Genomic DNA, 19,313 nt, shown 5'->3' with positions numbered 1-19,313 from the left:
CCGCACCTCCCGTCCGCCGCTCCCACGGCTGATCAACCCGCCCGAACCGTCGGCACGTTCCGTGCCGACCCACCGGTCCCCGCGCCGCCCAGGGGGACCCGGACCCCGAGGAAGCCCGCATGCCGACCGCCGCCACCGCCGAACTCGTCCTCGCCGCCCACGCGTCCGGTGGTGGCGTGGCCGCCTTCAACGTGATCACCCTGGAGCACGCCGAGGCGATCACCGCCGCCGCCGAGCAGACCGGCCTGCCCGTCATCCTCCAGATCAGCGAGAACGCCGTGAAGTTCCACGGCGGCCGCCTCGACGGTGTGCTCGCCGGCGCGGCTGCCGTCGCCGCAGCGGCATCCGTGCCCGTCTCCCTCCACCTGGACCACGTGGAGGACGAGGCGCTTCTCCGTGCCGGGGTCGCCGCCGGCGTGACCTCGGTGATGTTCGACGCGTCCGTCCTGCCCTACGAGCAGAACGTCAGCGCCACCGCCCGCATCACCGAGTTCGCCCACACCCACGGGGTGTGGGTGGAGGCCGAACTCGGCGAGGTCGGCGGCAAGGACGGCGCGCACGCCCCGGGAGTGCGCACCGACCCGGCGGAAGCGGCATCCTTCACCGCCGCCACTGGTGTGGACTCACTGGCCGTCGCGGTCGGCAGTTCGCACGCCATGACCGAGCGCACTGCCCACCTCGACCACGAACTCATCGGCCGGCTGCGCGAGTCCGTGGGCGTGCCGCTGGTCCTGCACGGCTCGTCCGGTGTGTCCGACGGCGAACTGCGGCGGGCGGTCGCCGCAGGAATGTCGAAGGTCAACATCGGCACGGCACTCAACATCGCCTTCACCACCGCCGTACGCGACCATCTCGCAGCCAACCCCACGGCGGTCGACCCGCGCCGCTACCTGCGCCCGGCACGCGACGCGATGACTGCCACCGCCGCCCACATGCTGCGAGTCGTGGCCGGCGAGCCCGAGCAGAAGGACTGAAGCGAACGAAGCGAGATCGTCCCGCACTCGAAGCCTCCCGCAACCTCGCCGACCCGAAACGATCCGCACCTGCGGTTGACTCGAACGAGTGACCGATAACAGTTCCGGTGTGATCAACACTTCAGTCGTACCTGCGGTGACCTGGGATGTCACCGTTACGCGGGTTCCGTGTCACAGAAGATCAACAACCGCATGCGGTCGTCGCACCCCGTCGTTGACCGGACGAAGGTGCTGATCGACATCCCTGTCGCATGGAGGTTCTTCATGACCGATCGGACTCTGTGGTCGTACGCGGACATCGCAGCCCATATCCGCGTGCAGGTCGACACCGTGCGCTCCTACCGCAAACACGGGCACCTGCCGGACCCCGACGTGGTGCGGGGCGGGAAGCCCTTCTGGTACGCGGACACGATTCGGTCGTGGAGCGCCAGGCGCCCAGGTAACAGGGGACGCCGGGACCCCGGCTGAGCCCCACGGGACGGCCCGACCCGCGGCGGCAACAAGGACGCACCGCGCGCGGGCCGGGGGTGCGCCCCGGCCCGGACATGGCTACGTACCGCGCCCGGTCAGCGGACAGGAACTGTCATCCGCGTCATTGTCCGGGGGCGGCAGTGGGGAGGGCAGAATCTCCCTGCCCTCAGTCGGCACCGAGAGGGGCGGTGGTCGCTCGGGTGGGACGGGCACCGAGGAAGCCGCTGCGGCCGGTGTGGGGGGCGGGAGCGGGTTCGGAGCCAAGGTGCTGCCAGAACCACCGGCAGCCGTCGCGACGCCGGCCGCACCGCCACCCACGCCGGCCACGAGGGACGCCGCCACGACGGGGGAGGGCCGGGCGGTTTCACCGCGCCTGCGGTCCCGGCCGCGCGAGACCCACTGGACGATCGTGCCGACCCCCGCGACCAGCAGGGATATGCCGAGACCCAGGGAGAGCGCGTAGAACGAGTTCGAGGCGGCCCGACCGCTGATGTATCCGGCCCCCACCGAATATGACGCCCACACCGCCTCCGCCACGCCCGCACCGATCGCGTACCGCCGAGCCGGATAGCGTACGACGCCCGCCGCCAGGCCGCCTATCACCCGGCCACTGGGCAGGAAGCGGACGCCTATGACGAAGGGCACCCCGTGTCGCTGAATGCGCAGGGCCGCCCATTTGAGGAGGGCCGCCTGGCGGGGCCGGCGGCGCATGCGTTGCAGCACCCGGCCGCTGAGCGCGCGTCCGGCGCGGTGCAGCAGCATGTCGCCGAGGACGGCGCTGCCCGCCACCACGAGAAGCACGAGGGCGATGTCCAGGCGGCCCTCAGCCGCCATCACACCGCCGGTGACGAGCAACACGGCGTTGGGTACGAGCGGCGGAGCCGTCGTCGCGGCCAGCAGCGCGTACGCCCAGAAGACGTTGCCACCCCGCAGGTGCTCGGCGAGACCTGAGGTGAAGTCCAATGACGACACGTTCAGTGCAACGTCCATATCACCGCCCCTCTTCCCACCCCCTGGAATCAACGCTGACAGCGGTTCCGGGGGCACGGCAAGCGGGTTTGGCGGTGTAGGGGCACTTCTCCGCCGATTCCCCGGAAATCTCATCCTCGGGGCGCAGCGGTCCTACTCCTGTGGGTGGAGACGCTCGGTGAGGTGGCGGGATCGAGTTGGTGCGAGGAGCAGACCGCGCCGCCGAACACACCCGGGCGCCGGAGACGAGGCGGGGCCAGGGGCCAGGGCGCGCCGGCCCGGCAGGGCCCAGACCCAGGGTCAGCGCCCGAGCAACTCGCCGCCGTTGCACTGGAGGATCTCCCCGGTGACGAAGCCCGCCTCCGGGGAGGCCAGGAAGAGCACTGCCGCCGCAACGTCCGCAGGCCGCCCGACCCGGCCGACCAGGGTGCGCCCGGCGCGCCGGGTCAGCTCGGCGTCATTGAGCCGCGACCCGAAGAACTCGGTGCCCGCCACCGTCCCAGGAGCCACGATGTTGCACGTGACGCCCTGCGGACCGAGTTGGGCGGCCAGGGAGTGGTTCCAGGCGTGCAGAGCGGCCTTGGAGGCCCCGTAGGAGCCACCGCCGCGCAGTGCGGCGACCGAGGTCACCGTCACGACGCGGCCGCCGTCGGTGAAGCGGTCCCGCAACGACTCGGTGAGCAGCACCGCCGTCAGGACATTCCGCTCGAAGTCGCCGCGCCAGCGGGCCAGCAGCCCGTGCGGGCCGGCGCCGACCGCGAGCTCACGGCTGCCCGCACTGTTGACCAGGACGTCGACCCGCTCGGGAAGTTGCGACAGGACCGCCTCCACGTCGTCGGGATCGGCCAGATCGCAGACGACGGGGGTGACATCCAGGCCGCGTTCGGTACGCAACTCGTCCGCGGCGGCGTGCAGCACCTCGCGGCGGCGGCCGACGATCGTGACGCGGTGGCCGTCCTCCGCGAACCGGATCGCGATGGCCAGGCCGATGCCCGTGCCGCCACCGGTCACCACGATGTCCCGGACCGCTGTCCCGTTCTCTGCCATGTGCTCCGCCCCTCGAGGAGAAACAGCACGCTACGGGATCGCGCTGGACCGGCAGCGCGCGGGGTAGCCTGCGAAAACACCTTCACCAAAGAGACGTAGATCACACCACTTGGAACGTAACCATTACGGTGTTTCGTGGGTCTTATGTCTTGAACACCGGCCCCCGGCGGAGCCGGTGCGGGGGGTTGAGGTACGGTCCGTCTTGGGGGATGGATCGAGTTGCGTCGCCGGGGCGACGCCGGGGAGCTTGAGCGGCCCTCCCGGCCCTATCGTCCCGGCTTGGCGCAGCCGCCGAAAAACGCCCGGTACGGACCCGTGGGGGGATCCGCTCCGGGAAACGGGAGCGCCCCGTGCCGGACCCGTGGGGGGATCCGTCGCGGGGCGCTCTCTTTGTGCGTGTGCCCAGGTCAGCGGGCCTCGACCGGGATGTAGTCGCGGGTGACGACACCGGTGTAGATCTGCCGCGGCCGACCGATGCGGGAGCCGGGCTCCTTGATCATCTCGTGCCACTGGGCGATCCAGCCGGGCAGCCGCCCGAGCGCGAACAGCACGGTGAACATGCTGGTCGGGAAGCCCATCGCCCGGTAGATCAGGCCGGTGTAGAAGTCCACGTTGGGGTAGAGCTTGCGCGACACGAAGTAGTCGTCGCTGAGCGCGTGCTCTTCCAGCTTGAGCGCGATGTCCAGCAGCTCGTCGGACTTCCCGAGCGCCGAGAGGACGTCGTGCGCCGCCGCCTTGATGATCTTCGCCCGGGGGTCGAAGTTCTTGTAGACGCGGTGCCCGAAGCCCATCAGCTTCACGCCGTCTTCCTTGTTCTTCACCCGGCGGATGAAGGAGTCGACGTCGCCGCCCTCGGCCTTGATGCGCTCCAGCATCTCCAGCACCGACTGGTTCGCGCCACCGTGCAGCGGCCCCCACAGCGCGCTGATGCCGGCGGAGATCGAGGCGAACAGGTTGGCCTGCGAGGAGCCGACCAGCCGGACCGTGGACGTCGAGCAGTTCTGCTCGTGGTCGGCGTGGAGGATGAGCAGCTTGTCCAGGGCGCTGACCACGACCGGGTCGAGTTCGTACTCCTCGGCCGGGACGGAGAAGGTCATCCGCAGGAAGTTCTCGACGTAGCCCAGGTCGTTGCGCGGGTAGACCACCGGCTGGCCGACGGACTTCTTGTACGCGTACGCCGCGATGGTCGGCAGCTTGGCGAGCAGCCGGATCGTGGACAGGTCGCGCTGCTCGGGGTCGAACGGGTTGTGGCTGTCCTGGTAGAACGTCGACAGCGCGCTGACCACGGAGGACAGCATCGCCATCGGGTGGGCGTCCCTGGGGAAGCCGTCATAGAACCGTTTGACGTCCTCGTGCAGCAGGGTGTGCTGGGTGATCTGGCCCTGGAACTCCGAGAGCTGGTCGACGGTCGGCAGCTCACCGTTGATCAGCAGGTACGCGGTCTCCAGGAAGGAACCGCGTTCGGCGATCTGCTCGATCGGATACCCGCGGTAACGCAGGATGCCCTGCTCACCGTCGAGGAAGGTGATCGCGGACTTGTACGCCGCGGTGTTGCCGTAGCCGCTGTCCAGGGTGACCAGCCCGGTGTCGGCACGCAGCTTGCCGATGTCGAAGCCCTTGTCGCCGACGGTGCTGTCCACAACGGGGTAGCTGTATTCGCCGTCCCCGTACCGCAGTACTACAGAGTTGTCGCTCACGTCATTCCCTCACCGACGGTTTTGCCTCTTCTTCGAGGTGCCCTGACTAGGTCCACTGTCCCCCATTTGGCACTGGGGTGTGCACTCGGGGTCGGCCATCGGGCCGAAAAGTGGCACGGAGTGCCTATTTTGCGCCCAGATCAAGCCGATGGTCGAGAGCGGTGAAGCGGCGACCCGCGGAGACCGTGCGCACCGCCTGCCCGATCGCACGACGGGAACCCACGAGCACGACCAGGCGTTTCGCCCGGGTGACGGCGGTGTAAAGCAGGTTGCGCTGGAGCATCATCCAGGCGCCGGTAGTGACGGGGATCACTACTGCCGGATACTCGCTGCCCTGCGAACGGTGGATCGTGACCGCGTAGGCATGCGTCAACTCGTCCAGCTCGTCGAAGTCGTAGCCGACCTCTTCGTCCTCGTCGGTCCGCACCGTCAGCCGCTGCTCGACCGCGTCGAGGCTGGTGACGACCCCCACGGTGCCGTTGAAGACGCCGTTGGCGCCCTTGTCGTAGTTGTTTCTGATCTGGGTGACCTTGTCGCCGACCCGGAAGGTGCGCCCGCCGAACCGGCGCTCGGCCACATCGGGGCGAGCCGGCGTGACGGCCTGCTGGAGCAGTCCGTTGAGCACGCCCGCGCCGGCCGGGCCGCGGTGCATGGGAGTGAGCACCTGGACGTCGCGGCGCGGGTCGAGACCGAACCTGGCCGGAATTCGCCGGGCCACCACGTCCACTGTCAGCCTGGCCGCCTCCTCCGAGTCCTCTTCGGCGAAGAGGAAGAAATCGGCCAGCCCCTGGGTGACCGGTGGCACCCCCGAGTTGATCCGGTGCGCGTTCGTCACCACACCGGACTGCTGGGCCTGGCGGAAGATACGGGTGAGCCGCACTGCCGGGACCGGCCCGCCCGGTGTCAGCAGATCCCGCAGCACCTCCCCCGCGCCCACGCTCGGCAGCTGGTCCACATCGCCGACGAACAGCAGGTGCGCCCCCGGAGGCACCGCCTTCACCAGCTTGTTCGCCAGCAGCAGGTCCAGCATCGACGCCTCGTCGACCACCACCAGGTCCGCGTCGAGCGGCCGGTCGCGGTCGTAGGCCGCGTCGCCGCCCGGCTTGAGTTCCAGCAGGCGGTGCACGGTCGACGCGGCGGCTCCGGTCAGCTCGGCGAGCCGCTTGGCAGCCCGGCCGGTGGGCGCGGCAAGCACCACCTTGGCCTTCTTGGCCGTGGCGAGGGCAACCACTGAGCGCACCGTGAACGACTTGCCGCAGCCCGGACCGCCGGTGAGCACCGCCACTTTCTGCGTGAGCGCCAGCCGCACCGCTTCCTGCTGCTCGGGGGCGAGATCGGCACCGGTCTTGTCAGCGAGCCAGGACAGCGCCTTGTCCCAGGCCACGTCCTGGAAGGACGGCATACGGTCCTCCGGGCCGCGCAGCAGCCTCAGCACCTGGGCGGCGAGCGCTATCTCCGCGCGATGGAACGGCACCAGGTACACCGCCTTGATCGGCTCGCCGTCGCCGTCGGGCGACGGCACGCGCTCACGCACCACCCCCTCCTCGTCGGCCAACTCCCCCAGGCACTCGATCACCAGGCCGATGTCCACCTGGAGCAGCTTCACCGCATCGGCTATCAGCCGCTCCTCGGGCAGGAAGCAGTTGCCGCCGTCGGTGGCCTGCGAAAGGGCGTACTGAAGACCGGCCTTGACCCGCTCAGGGCTGTCGTGCGGGATGCCCACCGCCTGGGCGAGTCGGTCCGCGGTCAGGAACCCGATGCCCCACACCTCGGAGGCAAGGCGATACGGCTGGTTCTTCACCACGGAGATCGAGGCGTCGCCGTAACTCTTGTAGATCCGCACGGCGATCGACGTGGACACCCCCACGCCCTGGAGGAACACCATCACCTCCTTGATCGCCTTCTGCTCCTCCCACGCGACGGCGATCAACTTCGTCCGCTTCGGCCCGAGTCCCGGCACCTCGACCAGGCGGGCGGCCTCGGTCTCGATGACCTCCAGGGTGTCGGTACCGAAGTGATCCACGATGCGCTCGGCGATGCGCGGCCCGATCCCCTTGATAAGCCCCGAGCCGAGGTAGCGGCGGATGCCCTGGATCGTGGCCGGCAGGACAGTCGTGTAGTTCTCCACGGTGAACTGCTTGCCGTACTGCGGGTGGGAGCCCCATCGGCCGTGCATCCGCAGGGACTCGCCGGGCTGTGCGCCGAGCAGGGCACCGACCACCGTGAGGAGATCGCCGGAACCGCGGCCGGTGTCGACGCGCGCGACCGTGTAGCCGTTGTCCTCGTTGGCGTACGTGATCCGCTCGAGGACGCCCTCCAGGACCGAAAGGTGCGGCGCCTCACCCATCTGCGGGCTCCCTTCGGGCCGGTCGGTGATCTGCTCCGAAGGTACTCGCAGTGACCGACACCGCGTCGTCGGTCACCCGTGCGGCTGTGGACAACCCCGATGGCAAGCAGGGACAAGCGGAGAGGGGCCCGGCCGAAGCCGGACCCCTCTTCCCTCCCCCTGTACTCCCGAAGCCCCCCTCGGGCGTACCAGCCGGGCTCCTTGAACCCCCTCCAGGAGCCCTGATGCCATGTACGACACGCCAGGTGGAGGAAGGGTTGTACCGCGGACGACAAAATTCCAAGATCTTCTCAGAGCACGTGCTGCCGGTACCTTTCCGCGACCTCCGCAAGCACCTCCGTGCCCTTCCTGGCCCACAACGCGGGGTTGAAGATCTCCACCTCCACCTGTCCCCGGTACCCGGCCTCGTCGACCCGCGCGCGGAATCCCCGCAGATCGACACAGCCGTCACCGAGTTGTCCGCGTCCGAGCAACACCCCTTCGGGCAGCGGCGTCACCCAGTCCGCGACCTGGAAGCACGCGATCCGGCCGCCCGCACCGGCCCGGGCGATCCCCGCCTCCGCACGGTCGTCCCACCACAGGTGGTAGGTGTCCACCACGACGCCGACGTGTTCGGGCGCGAAACGCTCCGCGATGTCCAGGGCCTGGCCCAGGGTCGAGACCACGCAGCGGTCCGAGGCGAACATCGGGTGCAAGGGCTCGATCGCCAGCCGCACACCACGTTCCGCCGCGTACGGCACGAGCGCGCCGATCGCGTCCGCGACCCGCTCCCTGGCGGCGGCGATGTCGCGGTCGCCCTCGGGCAGACCTCCGGAGACCAGCACCAGGGTGCCGGTGCCGAGCACGGCTGCCTCGTCGATCGCCGCACGGTTGTCGTCCAGCGCCTCGGCCCGGCGTGCCGGGTCGGACGCGCTGAAGAAGCCGCCGCGGCACAGCGAGGTGACGTTGATCCCGTGGTCGCTCATCAGCGCGGCCGCGTCCCGCACGCCGAACTCCTGGACCGGCGCGCGCCACAACCCGACCGACGTGATGCCGAGAGCCGCACAGCCCTCGGCGAGTTCGGGCAGTGACCACTGCTTGAGGGTCTCCTGGTTGATGCTGAGGCGCTCAAGGCCCTGTGCGGCGGCCTGGGTCTCGGTCATGCGTCCACTCCGTATACGGCCAACAGCCCGCGCATCCGGGCTTCGGCGAGTGCGGGGTCGGGGAACAGCCCGACCCGGTCGGCGAGTTCGTACGCCCGCGCGAGGTGCGGGAGGGAGCGCGCGGACTGGAGGCCGCCGACCATGGTGAAGTGCTCCTGGTGTCCCGCCAGCCAGGCGAGCAGGACCACACCGGTCTTGTAGAAGCGGGTGGGCGCCTCGAAGAGGTGCCGGGACAGGCCGACGGTCGGGTCCAGCAGCCCGCGGAACCCTGCCCCGTCCCCCGTGTCCAGTGCGCTGACCGCGGCGGCGGCCAGCGGTGCGAGCGGGTCGAAGATGCCGAGCAGGGCGTGGCTGAAGCCCTCGTCGTCGCCCTCGATCAGCTCGGGGTAGTTGAAGTCGTCGCCGGTGTAGCAGCGCACTCCTTCCGGCAGGCGGCGGCGCAGCGCGACCTCGCGGTCCGCGTCGAGCAGCGAGATCTTGATGCCGTCGACCTTGTCCGGATGGGCGGTGATCACCTCCAGGAACGTCTCGGTCGCGGCGTCGAGGTCGTCGCTCCCCCAGTAGCCGGCGAGCGCGGGGTCGAACATCGGGCCGAGCCAGTGCAGGATCACCGGTTCCGCGGACTGCCGCAGCAGGTGCCCGTAGACCTCCAGGTAGTCGTCCGGCCCCTTGGCGACGGCGGCCAGGGCGCGCGAGGCCATGAGGATGGCCTGCGAGCCGGCCGCTTCCACCACCGCCAGCTGCTCCTCGTAGGCAGCCGTGACCTCGGCCAGGGTCACCTCGGAGGCGGCAGGACCGGCGAGTTGGTCGGTGCCGACACCGCAGGCGATCCGGCCGCCCACCGCACGCGCCTCGGCGGATGATCGTCGGATCAGCTCCGCCGCGACCGGCCAGTCCAGGCCCATCCCGCGCTGTGCGGTGTCCATCGCCTCGGCCACCCCGAGCCCATGGCTCCACAGGTGGCGGCGGAAAGCGAGGGTCGCGTCCCAGTCGACGGCCGCGGGTGCGTCGGCGGCGGTGCGCAGCGGGTCGGCGACGACATGGGCCGCCGAGTACACCACCCTGCTGCGCAGCGGCAGGCCGGCGGAGTGGACGACCGACTCCGTCCTGGGCTGGTAGGCGCGTGATTCACCCGACACGTCGGGCAGCAGGATGGTCACAGCGACAGCTCCGGGACCTCGAAGCGGCGGCCTTCCGCGGAGGACTTCAGGCCGAGTTCGGCGAGTTGCACGCCTCGGGCGCCGGCCAGCAGGTCCCACCGCCACGGCTCGTCGAGCACCACGTGGCGCAGGAAGAGCTCCCACTGGGCCTTGAAGCCGTTGTCGAAGTCGGCGTTGTCCGGCACTTCCTGCCACTGGTCGCGGAAGGACTCCGTGGCGGGCAGGTCGGGGTTCCAGACCGGCTTGGGGGTGGCCGAGCGGTGCTGGGCGCGGCAGTTGCGCAGACCTGCGACGGCGGAGCCATGGGTGCCGTCCACCTGGAACTCGACGAGTTCGTCCCGGTTGACCCGCACTGCCCAGGAGGAGTTGATCTGCGCGATCGCACCGCCCTCCAGCTCGAAGACGCCGTAGGCGGCGTCGTCCGCGGTGGCGTCGTACGGCTTGCCCTGCTCGTCCCAGCGCTGCGGGATGTGCGTGGTGGCGAGCGCCTGCACGCTGCGCACCCGGCCGAACAACTCATGCAGCACGTAGTCCCAGTGCGGGAACATGTCCGCCACGATGCCGCCGCCGTCCTCGGTGCGGTAGTTCCACGACGGACGCTGTGCGCTCTGCCAGTCGCCCTCGAAGACCCAGTAGCCGAACTCACCGCGGACGGAGAGGATCTGGCCGAAGAAGCCGCCTTCGACCAGGCGTCGGAGCTTGCGCAGGCCGGGCAGGAAGAGCTTGTCCTGCACCACTCCGTGCTTGACGCCGGCCTCGTTGGCGAGCCTGGCGAGTTCAAGAGCCCCGGCCAGCGTGGTGCTGGTCGGCTTTTCGCAGTAGATGTGTTTGCCCGCCGCGATGGCCTGCTTGACGGCCTCCTCACGGGCGGAGGTCACCTGCGCGTCGAAGTAGATCTCGACCGAGGGGTCGGTGAGCACGGCGTCGAGGTCGGTGGTCCAGTGCTCGATGCCGTGCTGCTCGGCGATCGCGCGCAGTGCGTGCTCTCGGCGGCCGACCAGGATCGGCTCCGGCCACAGAACGGTGCCGTCGCCGAGGTCGAGGCCGCCCTGCTCGCGCAGACTGAGGATGGATCGGACCAGGTGCTGCCGATAGCCCATGCGTCCGGTGACGCCGTTCATGGCGATCCGCACGGTCTTGCGTGTCATGGGGGCCTCTCCTGAGCGGTTGGGGGTGGGGCGCGAAGGCCGGCTGTGAGGTACTCACGTATAGCAAGCGCTTTCTTCCGCGTCACGCTAGCTTGCAAGGGTGGCGATGGACAACCCTCTCCTGGATGCGAATGTAAGCGCTTGCTGGCATGGTGGACCATTCGAGGATGGTGCCGCTGCCGCGCGCGCCATCGAGGTGAGAGCATGTGCCGCGGTGGTCGGCGGCCGTACGACGCCGGGCCGGGTGGTCACGATCCCGGCCGCCGCACAAGGAGGTCAGGACCGATATGGCAGTGACACTGGCCGACGTCGCGGCGCGCGCGGGAGTGTCGTCGGCGACCGTCTCCCGGGTGCTCAACGGAAACTACCCTGTGGCCGGCAGCACCCGGGAACGGGTGCGGCGGGCCGTGGCGGAGCTGGACTACGTCGTCAACGGGCAGGCGAGGGCACTCGCGGCGGCCAGCTCCGATCTCGTCGGCGTCCTCGTCAACGACGTGGCAGACCCCTTCTTCGGCCTGATCGCCAGCGCCTTGCAGCGCGAGATCGCCGCCGGTCCCGGCAACCCCCCGAGCGGCGGCAAGCTCGCGGTCGTCTGCAACACCGGTGGATCACCCGAGTCCGAACTCACCTATCTCACCCTGCTCGAACGCCAGCGCGCGGCCGGCGTGGTGCTGACCGGCGGCGCGGTCGAGGATGAGCGGCACACCGCCGCGGTGGCCACCCGGCTGGCCCGGCTGGCGTCCTCCGGCACCCGGATCGTGCTGTGCGGTCGCCCCCCGCTGCCCGAAACCGCGCCGGGCATCATGACCATCGCCTTCGACAACCGCGGCGGGGCGCGGCGACTGACCGAGCACCTGCTGTCACTGGGGCACCGCCGGATCGGCTGCGTCGCCGGCCCGATCGAGCGCAGCACGACACGGCACCGGCTCGAAGGCCACCGCGCGGCGCTGGCCACTTACGGGCTCGCGCCGCAGACCTCGAACGGGGCAGACCCCGGCGAGATCCCGGGCCAACCCGTCGTACACGGCGGATACGACCGCTCCTCCGGTTACGACGGCGCGCTGGAACTCCTGCGCAAGGACCCCACGGTGACCGCGATCGTGGCCGCCAACGACACGGCGGCGCTCGGAGTGTGCGCCGCCCTGCGCGATCGCGGGCTGAGCGTGCCCGGCGACATTTCGGTGGCGGGCTTCGACGACCTGCCGTTCTCTGCGGACGCCTCGCCGGCGCTGACCACGGTCCGCATCCCGCTCCATGAGGCCGGCGCGCGGGCCGGCCGGCTGGTACTGGGGCGGTCGGCCCCGCCGCCCGGCTCGGTCGCCACCGTGACCACCGAGCTGATGGTCCGCAGCTCCACCGCACCGCCGGCGGCCACCGCTCGCTGAAAGTTATCCACAGGCTGGAAAAAGAGACTTCCGCACAGCCTCGGCACGGGCATACCTTTGACTCAGGCAAAGGAATTACGGAAGGCCGAGGTCGTCATGGCAGTTCAGGAGATCCGCGAGTTCAACCGGTTCTACACCAACCTCATCGGCGCGCTCGACTACAGCCGCCACCTGCACACACCGTTCACGCTCACCGAGGCTCGCGTGCTGTACGAACTCGCGCACGCGCGGCGCACCGACGCTGCTGACCTGCGGATGGAGTTGTCGCTCGACGCGGGCCATCTCAGCCGAATGCTGTCGAAGTTCGAGGAGCGGCAGCTCGTCACCCGCAGGCCCTCCGAGCAGGACGCGAGAAGGCAGCGGATAGAGCTGACCGCACGGGGGAAGGAAGCGGCCTCGCTGCTGGAGGAGCGCTCGCAGGAGGCCGTGGGCTCCCTGGTCGGCCGGATAGCCCCGGAGGACCGGCCCCGGCTGACCGATGCGATGAGCACGGTCCGCGAGATCCTGCACGACGACCACCGGATCACCACCGGCCCGCGCGTGACCCTGCGTGCCCCCCGCCCGGGCGATCTTGGGTGGGCGATCGAGCGCAACGCCGCGGTGTACGCGGCGGAATACGGCTGGGACGAGGACTACGAAACCCTCGTCGCGCGCATCGTCGCGGACTACGCGTCGGACCACGATCCGCAGCGCGAGGCGATGTGGGTGGCCGAACTCGACGGCGAGCGGGCGGGATGTGTGTTCTGCATGCGGGACGACGCGCCCGATACCGCGCGGCTGCGACTGCTGCTGGTCGATCCGGCAGCGCGTGGCCACGGGATAGGTGGGCGGTTGGTGGACACGTGCATCGCCTTCGCCCGCCAGGCCGCCTACACCGAACTCGTCCTGTGGACCAATGACGTGCTGGCCGGCGCCCGAAGGATCTACGAGCGGGCCGGGTTCGAACTGGTCGCCCAGAAACCGCACCGCAGCTTCGGCCGGGAGCTGATGGGCCAGGACTGGCGTCTGGCCCTGTAGCCGAATCCGGAAGCCGCTCCGAAGCCGAGGCCACAGCCGAAAGGAGGTCGTATCAGGCGTGATACGCAGGCGGCACGGCGACTCAGGGATACCTGACCCCGGTTGACCGCGGGCGGGCCCGTGCCTAGTGTCCGGCGAATGAAACTCGCCTTCTCCACCCTCGGACTTCCCGCGTTGCCCATCGAGCAGGTCGTACGGCTCGCGGCAGACCATGGCTACCACGGCGTCGAGTTGCGCGCGAGCGAGGAAGAACCGGTCCACCCGGGGATTTCCGCAGGTGAACGTGCCAGCGTGGTCGAGCAGTTCGCGGCGGCCGACATCGCCGTTCTCACTGTCGCCGCCTACGCGAAAATGGCGGCACCCGGCGAGGACGGTCCGGTGCTGGCCGAGGTAGAGGCCGCGGTGGACCTGGCCGCGGACCTGGGCGCGTCCTTCGTCCGGGTCTTCCCAGGCGGCGGCGACCTGGCCGCCGCCGAGGCGGACGCCCTCGCAGAACGGCGGCTGGCCGCGGTGGCGCCCCTCGCGGCCGACCGAGGGGTCCGAGTGCTGCTGGAGACACACGACTCGCATCGGTCCGGCGCCGACGTGGCGAGGGTGTTGGGCACCGTCGGGCACCACGCCGTGGGCGCGATCTGGGACGTGATGCACACGTGGCTCGCCGGGGAGCAGCCGTCCTCGACGTACCCGGCGCTGGCGCCCTACCTGGGCTATGTACAGGTCAAGGACATCGCCTCGACGGAGGATCGGACGCCGCTGCCGCTCGGCAAGGGGGCGCTGCCGCTGGCCGAGACGGTCGAGGTGCTCAGCCGCGCCGAGTGGGACGGCTGGCTGTGCTGGGAGTACGAGAAGAGGTGGTATCCGCAGGCGGAGGAGTTGCCGGGTCTGCTGGAGGCCGGGCGGGAGCATCTGGTTCGGCTGCTGTCGGAGTCGGCCTGAGCGGCCCGAGGAGTACGGGCGCGCTGGAGCGCCGGTCGGCGACGGGCCCGGCCCGGACGGGCGTCGGCCAGGAGAGGGAAGGGAGAACGCGGGCGTGCTCGATCTGGGACGGCTGAGAGCGCTGCACGCGGTGCACACGCACGGCTCGATCGGTGCTGCGGCCGCGGCGCTGGGGTACACCGTCGGCGGTGTCCCAGCAGATCGCGAAGCTGGAGCGCGAGGCCGGGTCGGTACTGCTGGAGCGGCAGGGCCGCGGGGTGGCGCTGACTGATGCGGCGCGGCTGCTGGTGGCCGCGGCGCAGGAGTTGATGCGGGTGGTGGAGTCGGCCGAGGTCGCGCTGGAGGAGCAGCGCGGGCGGCCGAGCGGGCGGCTGACGGTGGCGGCGTTCCCGACCGCGGCCTGTGGGCTGCTGCCGCCGGTGCTGGCCGAGTTGGCCGCCGCGCACCCGGTGCTGGATCTGCGGCTGGTGGAGGTGGACGCTCACCTGTCGGTCGATCTGGTGCTGCGGGGCGCGGTGGACCTGGCGGTGGCGCACGACTGGGACATCGCGCCGCTCCCCGTGCCGGACGGGCTGGGGCGAGCGGTCATCGGTGATGACCGGTGCGATGTGCTGGTGCCCGCCGAACACCCTCTGGCGGCAAGGGGGTCGGTGCTGCGGACGGACATCGCGCGGGAGCGGTGGATCTGCCAGCCGCCGGGCTCGGTGTGCCACGACTGGCTGGTGCGGACGCTGCGGGAGTCCGGTACCGAACCGGACATGGCGTACCAGGTCGGGGAGTACGGCACGCAGGTCGCACTGGTGGCGGCCGGGCTGGGCATCGCGCTGGTGCCTCGGCTGGGCCGGGGGCCGCTGCCCGAGGGGGTGCGGGTGCTGCGGCTGGAGCCCGCGCCGGTGCGACGGTTGTACGCGCTGTGGCGGAAGGGCGCGGCGCGGCGGCCGTCGATCACGGCCGCCGTCGACACGCTCCGGGCGCACTGGCAGCAGGCCGCGTAGCCCGGCCCGTCACCCGGACTGGGTGACGGGCCGGGTGACAGGCCGGGTGACGGGTTCACGGCGGCGGAGGTCAGGCCGCCGAACGGACCTCGCCGGTGAAAGTGCGCCAGAGCCCGGCGTACCGACCGTCGCGGGCGAGGAGTTCCTCGTGGGTGCCGTCCTCGACGACACGGCCGTGGTCGAGGACCACGACCCGGTCTGCCCGGGCCGCGGTGCTGAGCCGGTGCGCGACCACGAGGGTGGTGCGGCGGACGGACAGCCGGTCGGCGGCCTGGTTGACCAGGGCCTCGGTGGCGAGGTCGAGTGCCGCGGTGGCCTCGTCGAGCAGCAGGACGGCGGGGTCGACGAGTTCGGCGCGGGCCAGGGCGATGAGCTGGCGCTGGCCCGCGGACAGGTTCCGGCCGCGTTCGGCGACGTGGTGGAGGTAGCCGCCTTCGAGGGAGGCGATCATCCCGTCGGCGCCCACCGCGCGGGCGGCGGCCTCCACCTCGGCGTCGGTCGCGTCCATCCGCCCGTAGGCGATGGCGTCGCGGATGGTGCCCGCGAACAGGTACGGCTCCTGGGGGACGACGCCCAACTGCTGCCGATAGCCGGTCAGATCGAACTCGCGGATGTCGGTGCCGTCGACGAGGACGGCACCGCCGGTCGGGTCGTAGTACCGAGCGGCGAGTTTGACCAGCGTGGACTTGCCCGCACCGGTCTCGCCGACGAAGGCGACGGTCTGGCCGGCGGGCACCCGCAGGTCGATACCGGCCAGGGCGTCGGTTCCTTCGGCGTCGGCGCCGCCGTAGCGGAAGAAGACGTCCTGGAAGGTGATCTCGCCGCGCAGGCGGTGCACCGGCCGCGGGTCCCGGGCCTGCGGTGTGGTGGTGGGCCGGCGCAGCAGTTCACGGATGCGGCCGAGCGAGACCGAGGCCTGCTGGAAGCCGTCGAAGACCTGGGAGAGCTGCTGCACCGGGGAGAAGAACAGGTCGATGTAGAGCAGGTAGGCGACTAGGGCGCCCGCGGTCAGGGTGCCCGCGTTGACCCGGTGGGCGCCGACGATCAGCACCAGCGCGGCCGCCACGCTGGACAGCAGCTGTACGAACGGGAAGTACACCGAGATCAGGAACTGGCCGCGGACCCGGGCCGTGCGGTATTCGTCGCTGCGGCTGAGGAAGCGCCGGGCGCCGTGCTGCTCACCGCGGAACGCCTGGACCACGCGCAGGCCGGCCACGTGTTCCTGCAGGTCGGCGTTGACGACGGCGATCCGCTCGCGGGCGGACTCGTACGCGCGCACGGACTTGCGGCGGAAGACCCAGGTGGCGATCACCAGCAGGGGCAGGGTGGCGAAGACCAGCAGAGCGAGCTGCACGTCGATGGCGAGCAGGGCCACCAGGATGCCGACGAAGGTCAGCACGCTGACCAGCGCCGTGACCAGACCGGTCTGCAGGAAGGTGGACAGGGCGTCCACGTCCGTGGTCATCCGGGTCATGATGCGGCCGGACAGCTCCCGCTCGTAGAAGTCCAGTCCGAGCCGGTGCAGGTGGGCGAAGATCTTCACGCGCAGGGTGTACAGGACGCGTTCGCCGGTGCGGCCGGTGAGCAGGGTCGAGCCCCACTCCACCACCCACTGCAGCAGGACCAGTGCCAGGCCGAGCAGGGAGGCCACCCAGACCGCGTCCAGCGCCTGCCTGCGCACGCCCGCGTCGATGCCGTGCCGGATCAGGACCGGCAGCAGCAGTCCGGCGATCGCGTCGATCGCGACGAGCAGCAGGCTGAGCAGCAGCGGGGTGCGAAAACCGCGGAGCATGCTGCCGAGCCCGAATGTCTGGTCGGCGGAGCGAGCGCGCTCCTCGTCGATGTCGGGCGTGTCGAGGGCGGGCGGCAAGGCGGCGACCTTGGCGAGGAGTTCCGGAGTGGCGGGCATCCCCGCGAGCGCGCCGGCCATTCCGCCCGGGCCCGCCGCGGTCCTGCGCGCGGCCGCCGGCGCCGATGTGCCGCCGCCGGACGGATCGTCGTCCTCGTCCACCCGGAGGTGCTCGGGCCACAGCTCCGGGGTGATGCCCGCGGCCGCGTCCCGCACCGATTCGGCCTCGGCCACCGCTTCTTCCTCGGCCAGCAGCAGGCACTCCGGGTCGGCGCAGGTGCCGTCGGCGGCCATCTCGTGTCCGCACCGCTCGACGGTCCGCGACACAGCGGCGCCGGCCGGGTCGAGGTCGACGACGTCGGCGCCGAGCGCCTCGGGGTCGGTGAGCAACGCGCGGTAGAGCGGGCTGCGCGCCTGGAGTTCGTCGTGGGTACCCAGGTCGGCCAGGCGCCCCGCGTCCAGGACCGCGATCCGGTCGGCGAGGGCCAGGGTGGAGCGGCGGTGGGCGATCAGCAGCGTCGTACGGCCGCGCATCACCTGGCGCAGGGCGTCGAAGATCTCCGCCTCGACCCGGGCGTCCACCGCGGACGTGGCGTCGTCCAGGAGCAGCAGCCTCGGGTCGGTGAGGATCGCGCGGGCCAGGGCGACGCGCTGCCGCTGGCCGCCGGAGAGGGTCAGGCCCTGCTCGCCGACGACCGTGTCGTAGCCGTCGGGCAGTGCGGTGATGAAGTCGTGGGCCTGGGAGGCGCGGGTGGCCGCCAGGACCTCCTCGTCGGTCGCGTCGGGCTTGCCGTAGGCGATGTTGGCCCGCACGGTGTCGGAGAACAGGAAGCTGTCCTCGGGCACCAGCCCGATCGCGGAGCGCAGCGACTCGAAGGTCAGCTCGCGGACGTCCACACCGCCGATCCGCACGGCGCCGCCGGTCACGTCGTACATCCGGGGCAGCAGCAGGGAGACGGTCGACTTGCCGGAGCCGGAGGCGCCGACGACGGCGACCGTCTCGCCGGGCTCGATGCTCAGGTCGAAGCCGTCGAGGACCGGGCGCTGGGCGCTGTAGCCGAAGGAGACGTTGTCGAAGTCGACGGTGGCGGGGGCGCCCGGCGGGAGGGTCTTGGTGCCCTCGTCGAGGGTGGGGCGGGTGTCGATGAGTTCGAGGACGCGCTCGACTCCGGCGCGGGCCTGCTGGCCGACGGTCAGCATCATGGTGAGCATCCGGACCGGGCCGGTGAGCTGGGCGAGGTAGGTGGAGAAGGCGACGAAGGTGCCCAGGGTGATCTGGCCGCGGGTGGCCATCCAACCGCCGAGCGCGAGCATGCCGATCTGGCCGAGCGAGGGGACCGCCTGGAGCGCCGGCGTGTAGCGGGCGCTGAGCCGGACGGTGCGCAGCCGGCCCGCGAAGAGGCGGCGGCTGACCTTCTGCAGCTTGCCCATCTCCTGCTGTTCCTGGCCGAAGCCCTTGACCACCCGCACCCCGGTGACCGACCCGTCGACGACGCCGGCGACTGCCGCCGCCTGGCCCTGGGCGTACCAGGTGGCGGGGAAGAGCCGCTTGCGGGAGCGGTCGGCGATGAACCACAGCGCGGGGGCGACGGCCAGCGCGACCAGGGTCAGCACCGGGGAAAGGACGAGCATCACCACGAGGGAGAGCAGGAAGAGCAGCAGGTTGCCGATCATGACGGGCAGCATGAACAGCAGCCCCTGGATCAGTTGGAGGTCGCTGGTGGCGCGGCCGACGACCTGCCCGGTGCTCAGCTCGTCCTGGCGGCGGCCGTCGAGCCGCATGATCGACCGGAACATCTCGTCCCGCAGGTCGTGCTGGACGTCGAGGGCGAGGCGCCCGCCGTAGAACCGCCGCAGGTACGTCAGCACGTAGACGACGACGGCGGCGACCACCAGGGCGATGGCCCACGGCGCGAGCGGCCTGTCGTGCTTGACGATGACGTCGTCGATGATCAGCTTGGGAACCAGCGGGACCAGGGCGGTGACGCCCATGCCCGCGAGGGACGCGCCGAGCGACAGCAGCACGCTGCGCTTGTACCGCCAGGCATAGCCGCTCAGCCTCCGGAGCCAGCCCTGCTCGGGGCCGTCCTCAGCCGCTGCCCCCGGTCTCGCCTTCGCCACGCCGTCCTCCACCACGTTCGTCCCGCGACCCGCCGCCGCTTGTCCTGCCGACGCT

General features: G+C 70.9%; 13 protein-coding genes and 1 pseudogene. 6 read left to right on the top strand and 8 right to left on the bottom strand.

Translation table 11 applies throughout. From position 1 onward, the window contains the following. Positions 1–119 precede the first annotated feature (119 nt). Both AB0399_RS07270 and AB0399_RS07265 read left to right on the top strand, forming a co-directional pair. Positions 120–974 carry a class II fructose-bisphosphate aldolase gene (locus tag AB0399_RS07270; protein WP_329369277.1) on the top strand — a complete coding sequence of 285 codons (855 nt, stop codon included), beginning with the start codon at positions 120–122 and terminating at the stop codon, positions 972–974. A 264-nt stretch (positions 975–1,238) separates the two neighbouring features. Next, positions 1,239–1,442: a MarR family transcriptional regulator gene (locus AB0399_RS07265; RefSeq protein ID WP_328464320.1), complete on the top strand. Its 204-nt coding sequence runs from the start codon at positions 1,239–1,241 to the stop codon at positions 1,440–1,442. Positions 1,443–1,523: 81 nt separating this feature from the next. Here the strand turns inward: AB0399_RS07265 and AB0399_RS07260 are convergent, their stop codons facing one another. The 7 genes from AB0399_RS07260 to AB0399_RS07230 all read right to left on the bottom strand — a co-directional run bounded on the left by AB0399_RS07260 (position 1,524) and on the right by AB0399_RS07230 (position 10,955). Continuing rightward, positions 1,524–2,435 (bottom strand): DedA family protein, encoded by a 912-nt coding sequence (locus tag AB0399_RS07260; RefSeq protein WP_366410531.1) that lies wholly within the window; start codon positions 2,433–2,435, stop codon positions 1,524–1,526. Between the two features lie 279 nt (positions 2,436–2,714). After that, positions 2,715–3,461, bottom strand: a complete 747-nt coding sequence (locus tag AB0399_RS07255; RefSeq protein WP_329369275.1) for an SDR family oxidoreductase — start codon at positions 3,459–3,461, stop codon at positions 2,715–2,717. A gap of 407 nt (positions 3,462–3,868) precedes the next feature. Continuing rightward, positions 3,869–5,158 (bottom strand): citrate synthase, encoded by a 1,290-nt coding sequence (locus AB0399_RS07250; protein ID WP_329369273.1) that lies wholly within the window; start codon positions 5,156–5,158, stop codon positions 3,869–3,871. 124 nt (positions 5,159–5,282) lie between these two features. Further along, positions 5,283–7,505, bottom strand: coding sequence for an ATP-dependent RecD-like DNA helicase (locus AB0399_RS07245; protein WP_366410530.1), 2,223 nt, complete (start codon positions 7,503–7,505; stop codon positions 5,283–5,285). 290 nt (positions 7,506–7,795) lie between these two features. Further along, complete coding sequence (locus tag AB0399_RS07240) at positions 7,796–8,647, bottom strand: sugar phosphate isomerase/epimerase family protein (protein ID WP_366410529.1); 852 nt, start codon at positions 8,645–8,647, stop codon at positions 7,796–7,798. Beyond that, a complete protein-coding gene (locus tag AB0399_RS07235) occupies positions 8,644–9,807 on the bottom strand; it encodes a dihydrodipicolinate synthase family protein (protein ID WP_366410528.1) in 1,164 nt (387 codons plus the stop codon). The genes AB0399_RS07240 and AB0399_RS07235 overlap by 4 nt, the downstream gene beginning before the upstream one ends. Beyond that, entirely contained in the window at positions 9,804–10,955 is a 1,152-nt protein-coding gene (locus AB0399_RS07230) for a Gfo/Idh/MocA family oxidoreductase (RefSeq protein ID WP_328464334.1), read from the bottom strand. Before AB0399_RS07230 ends, AB0399_RS07235 begins: the two co-directional genes overlap by 4 nt. Before the next feature lie 287 nt (positions 10,956–11,242). Between AB0399_RS07230 and AB0399_RS07225 the strand changes: the two genes are divergently transcribed. The 4 genes and pseudogenes from AB0399_RS07225 (at position 11,243) to AB0399_RS07210 (ending at position 15,288) form a co-directional block, all read left to right on the top strand. Further along, on the top strand, positions 11,243–12,340 hold the full coding sequence (locus AB0399_RS07225; protein WP_366410527.1) for a LacI family DNA-binding transcriptional regulator: 1,098 nt from the start codon (positions 11,243–11,245) through the stop codon (positions 12,338–12,340). Between the two features lie 96 nt (positions 12,341–12,436). Then, positions 12,437–13,357 carry a bifunctional helix-turn-helix transcriptional regulator/GNAT family N-acetyltransferase gene (locus tag AB0399_RS07220; protein ID WP_366410526.1) on the top strand — a complete coding sequence of 307 codons (921 nt, stop codon included), beginning with the start codon at positions 12,437–12,439 and terminating at the stop codon, positions 13,355–13,357. 138 nt (positions 13,358–13,495) lie between these two features. Continuing rightward, positions 13,496–14,293, top strand: coding sequence for a sugar phosphate isomerase/epimerase family protein (locus tag AB0399_RS07215; RefSeq protein WP_366410525.1), 798 nt, complete (start codon positions 13,496–13,498; stop codon positions 14,291–14,293). 94 nt (positions 14,294–14,387) lie between these two features. Next, positions 14,388–15,288, top strand: a pseudogene (locus AB0399_RS07210) (LysR family transcriptional regulator). 70 nt (positions 15,289–15,358) lie between these two features. Here AB0399_RS07210 and AB0399_RS07205 read toward each other — a convergent pair. Then, entirely contained in the window at positions 15,359–19,258 is a 3,900-nt protein-coding gene (locus AB0399_RS07205; RefSeq protein WP_366410524.1) for an ABC transporter ATP-binding protein, read from the bottom strand. Between the last annotated feature and the right edge of the window lie 55 nt (positions 19,259–19,313).

It is taken from the genome of Streptomyces sp. NPDC088194, from assembly GCF_040702025.1.
Lineage (GTDB): Bacteria > Actinomycetota > Actinomycetes > Streptomycetales > Streptomycetaceae > Actinacidiphila.
This window is presented reverse-complemented; position numbering and strand designations above follow the sequence as displayed.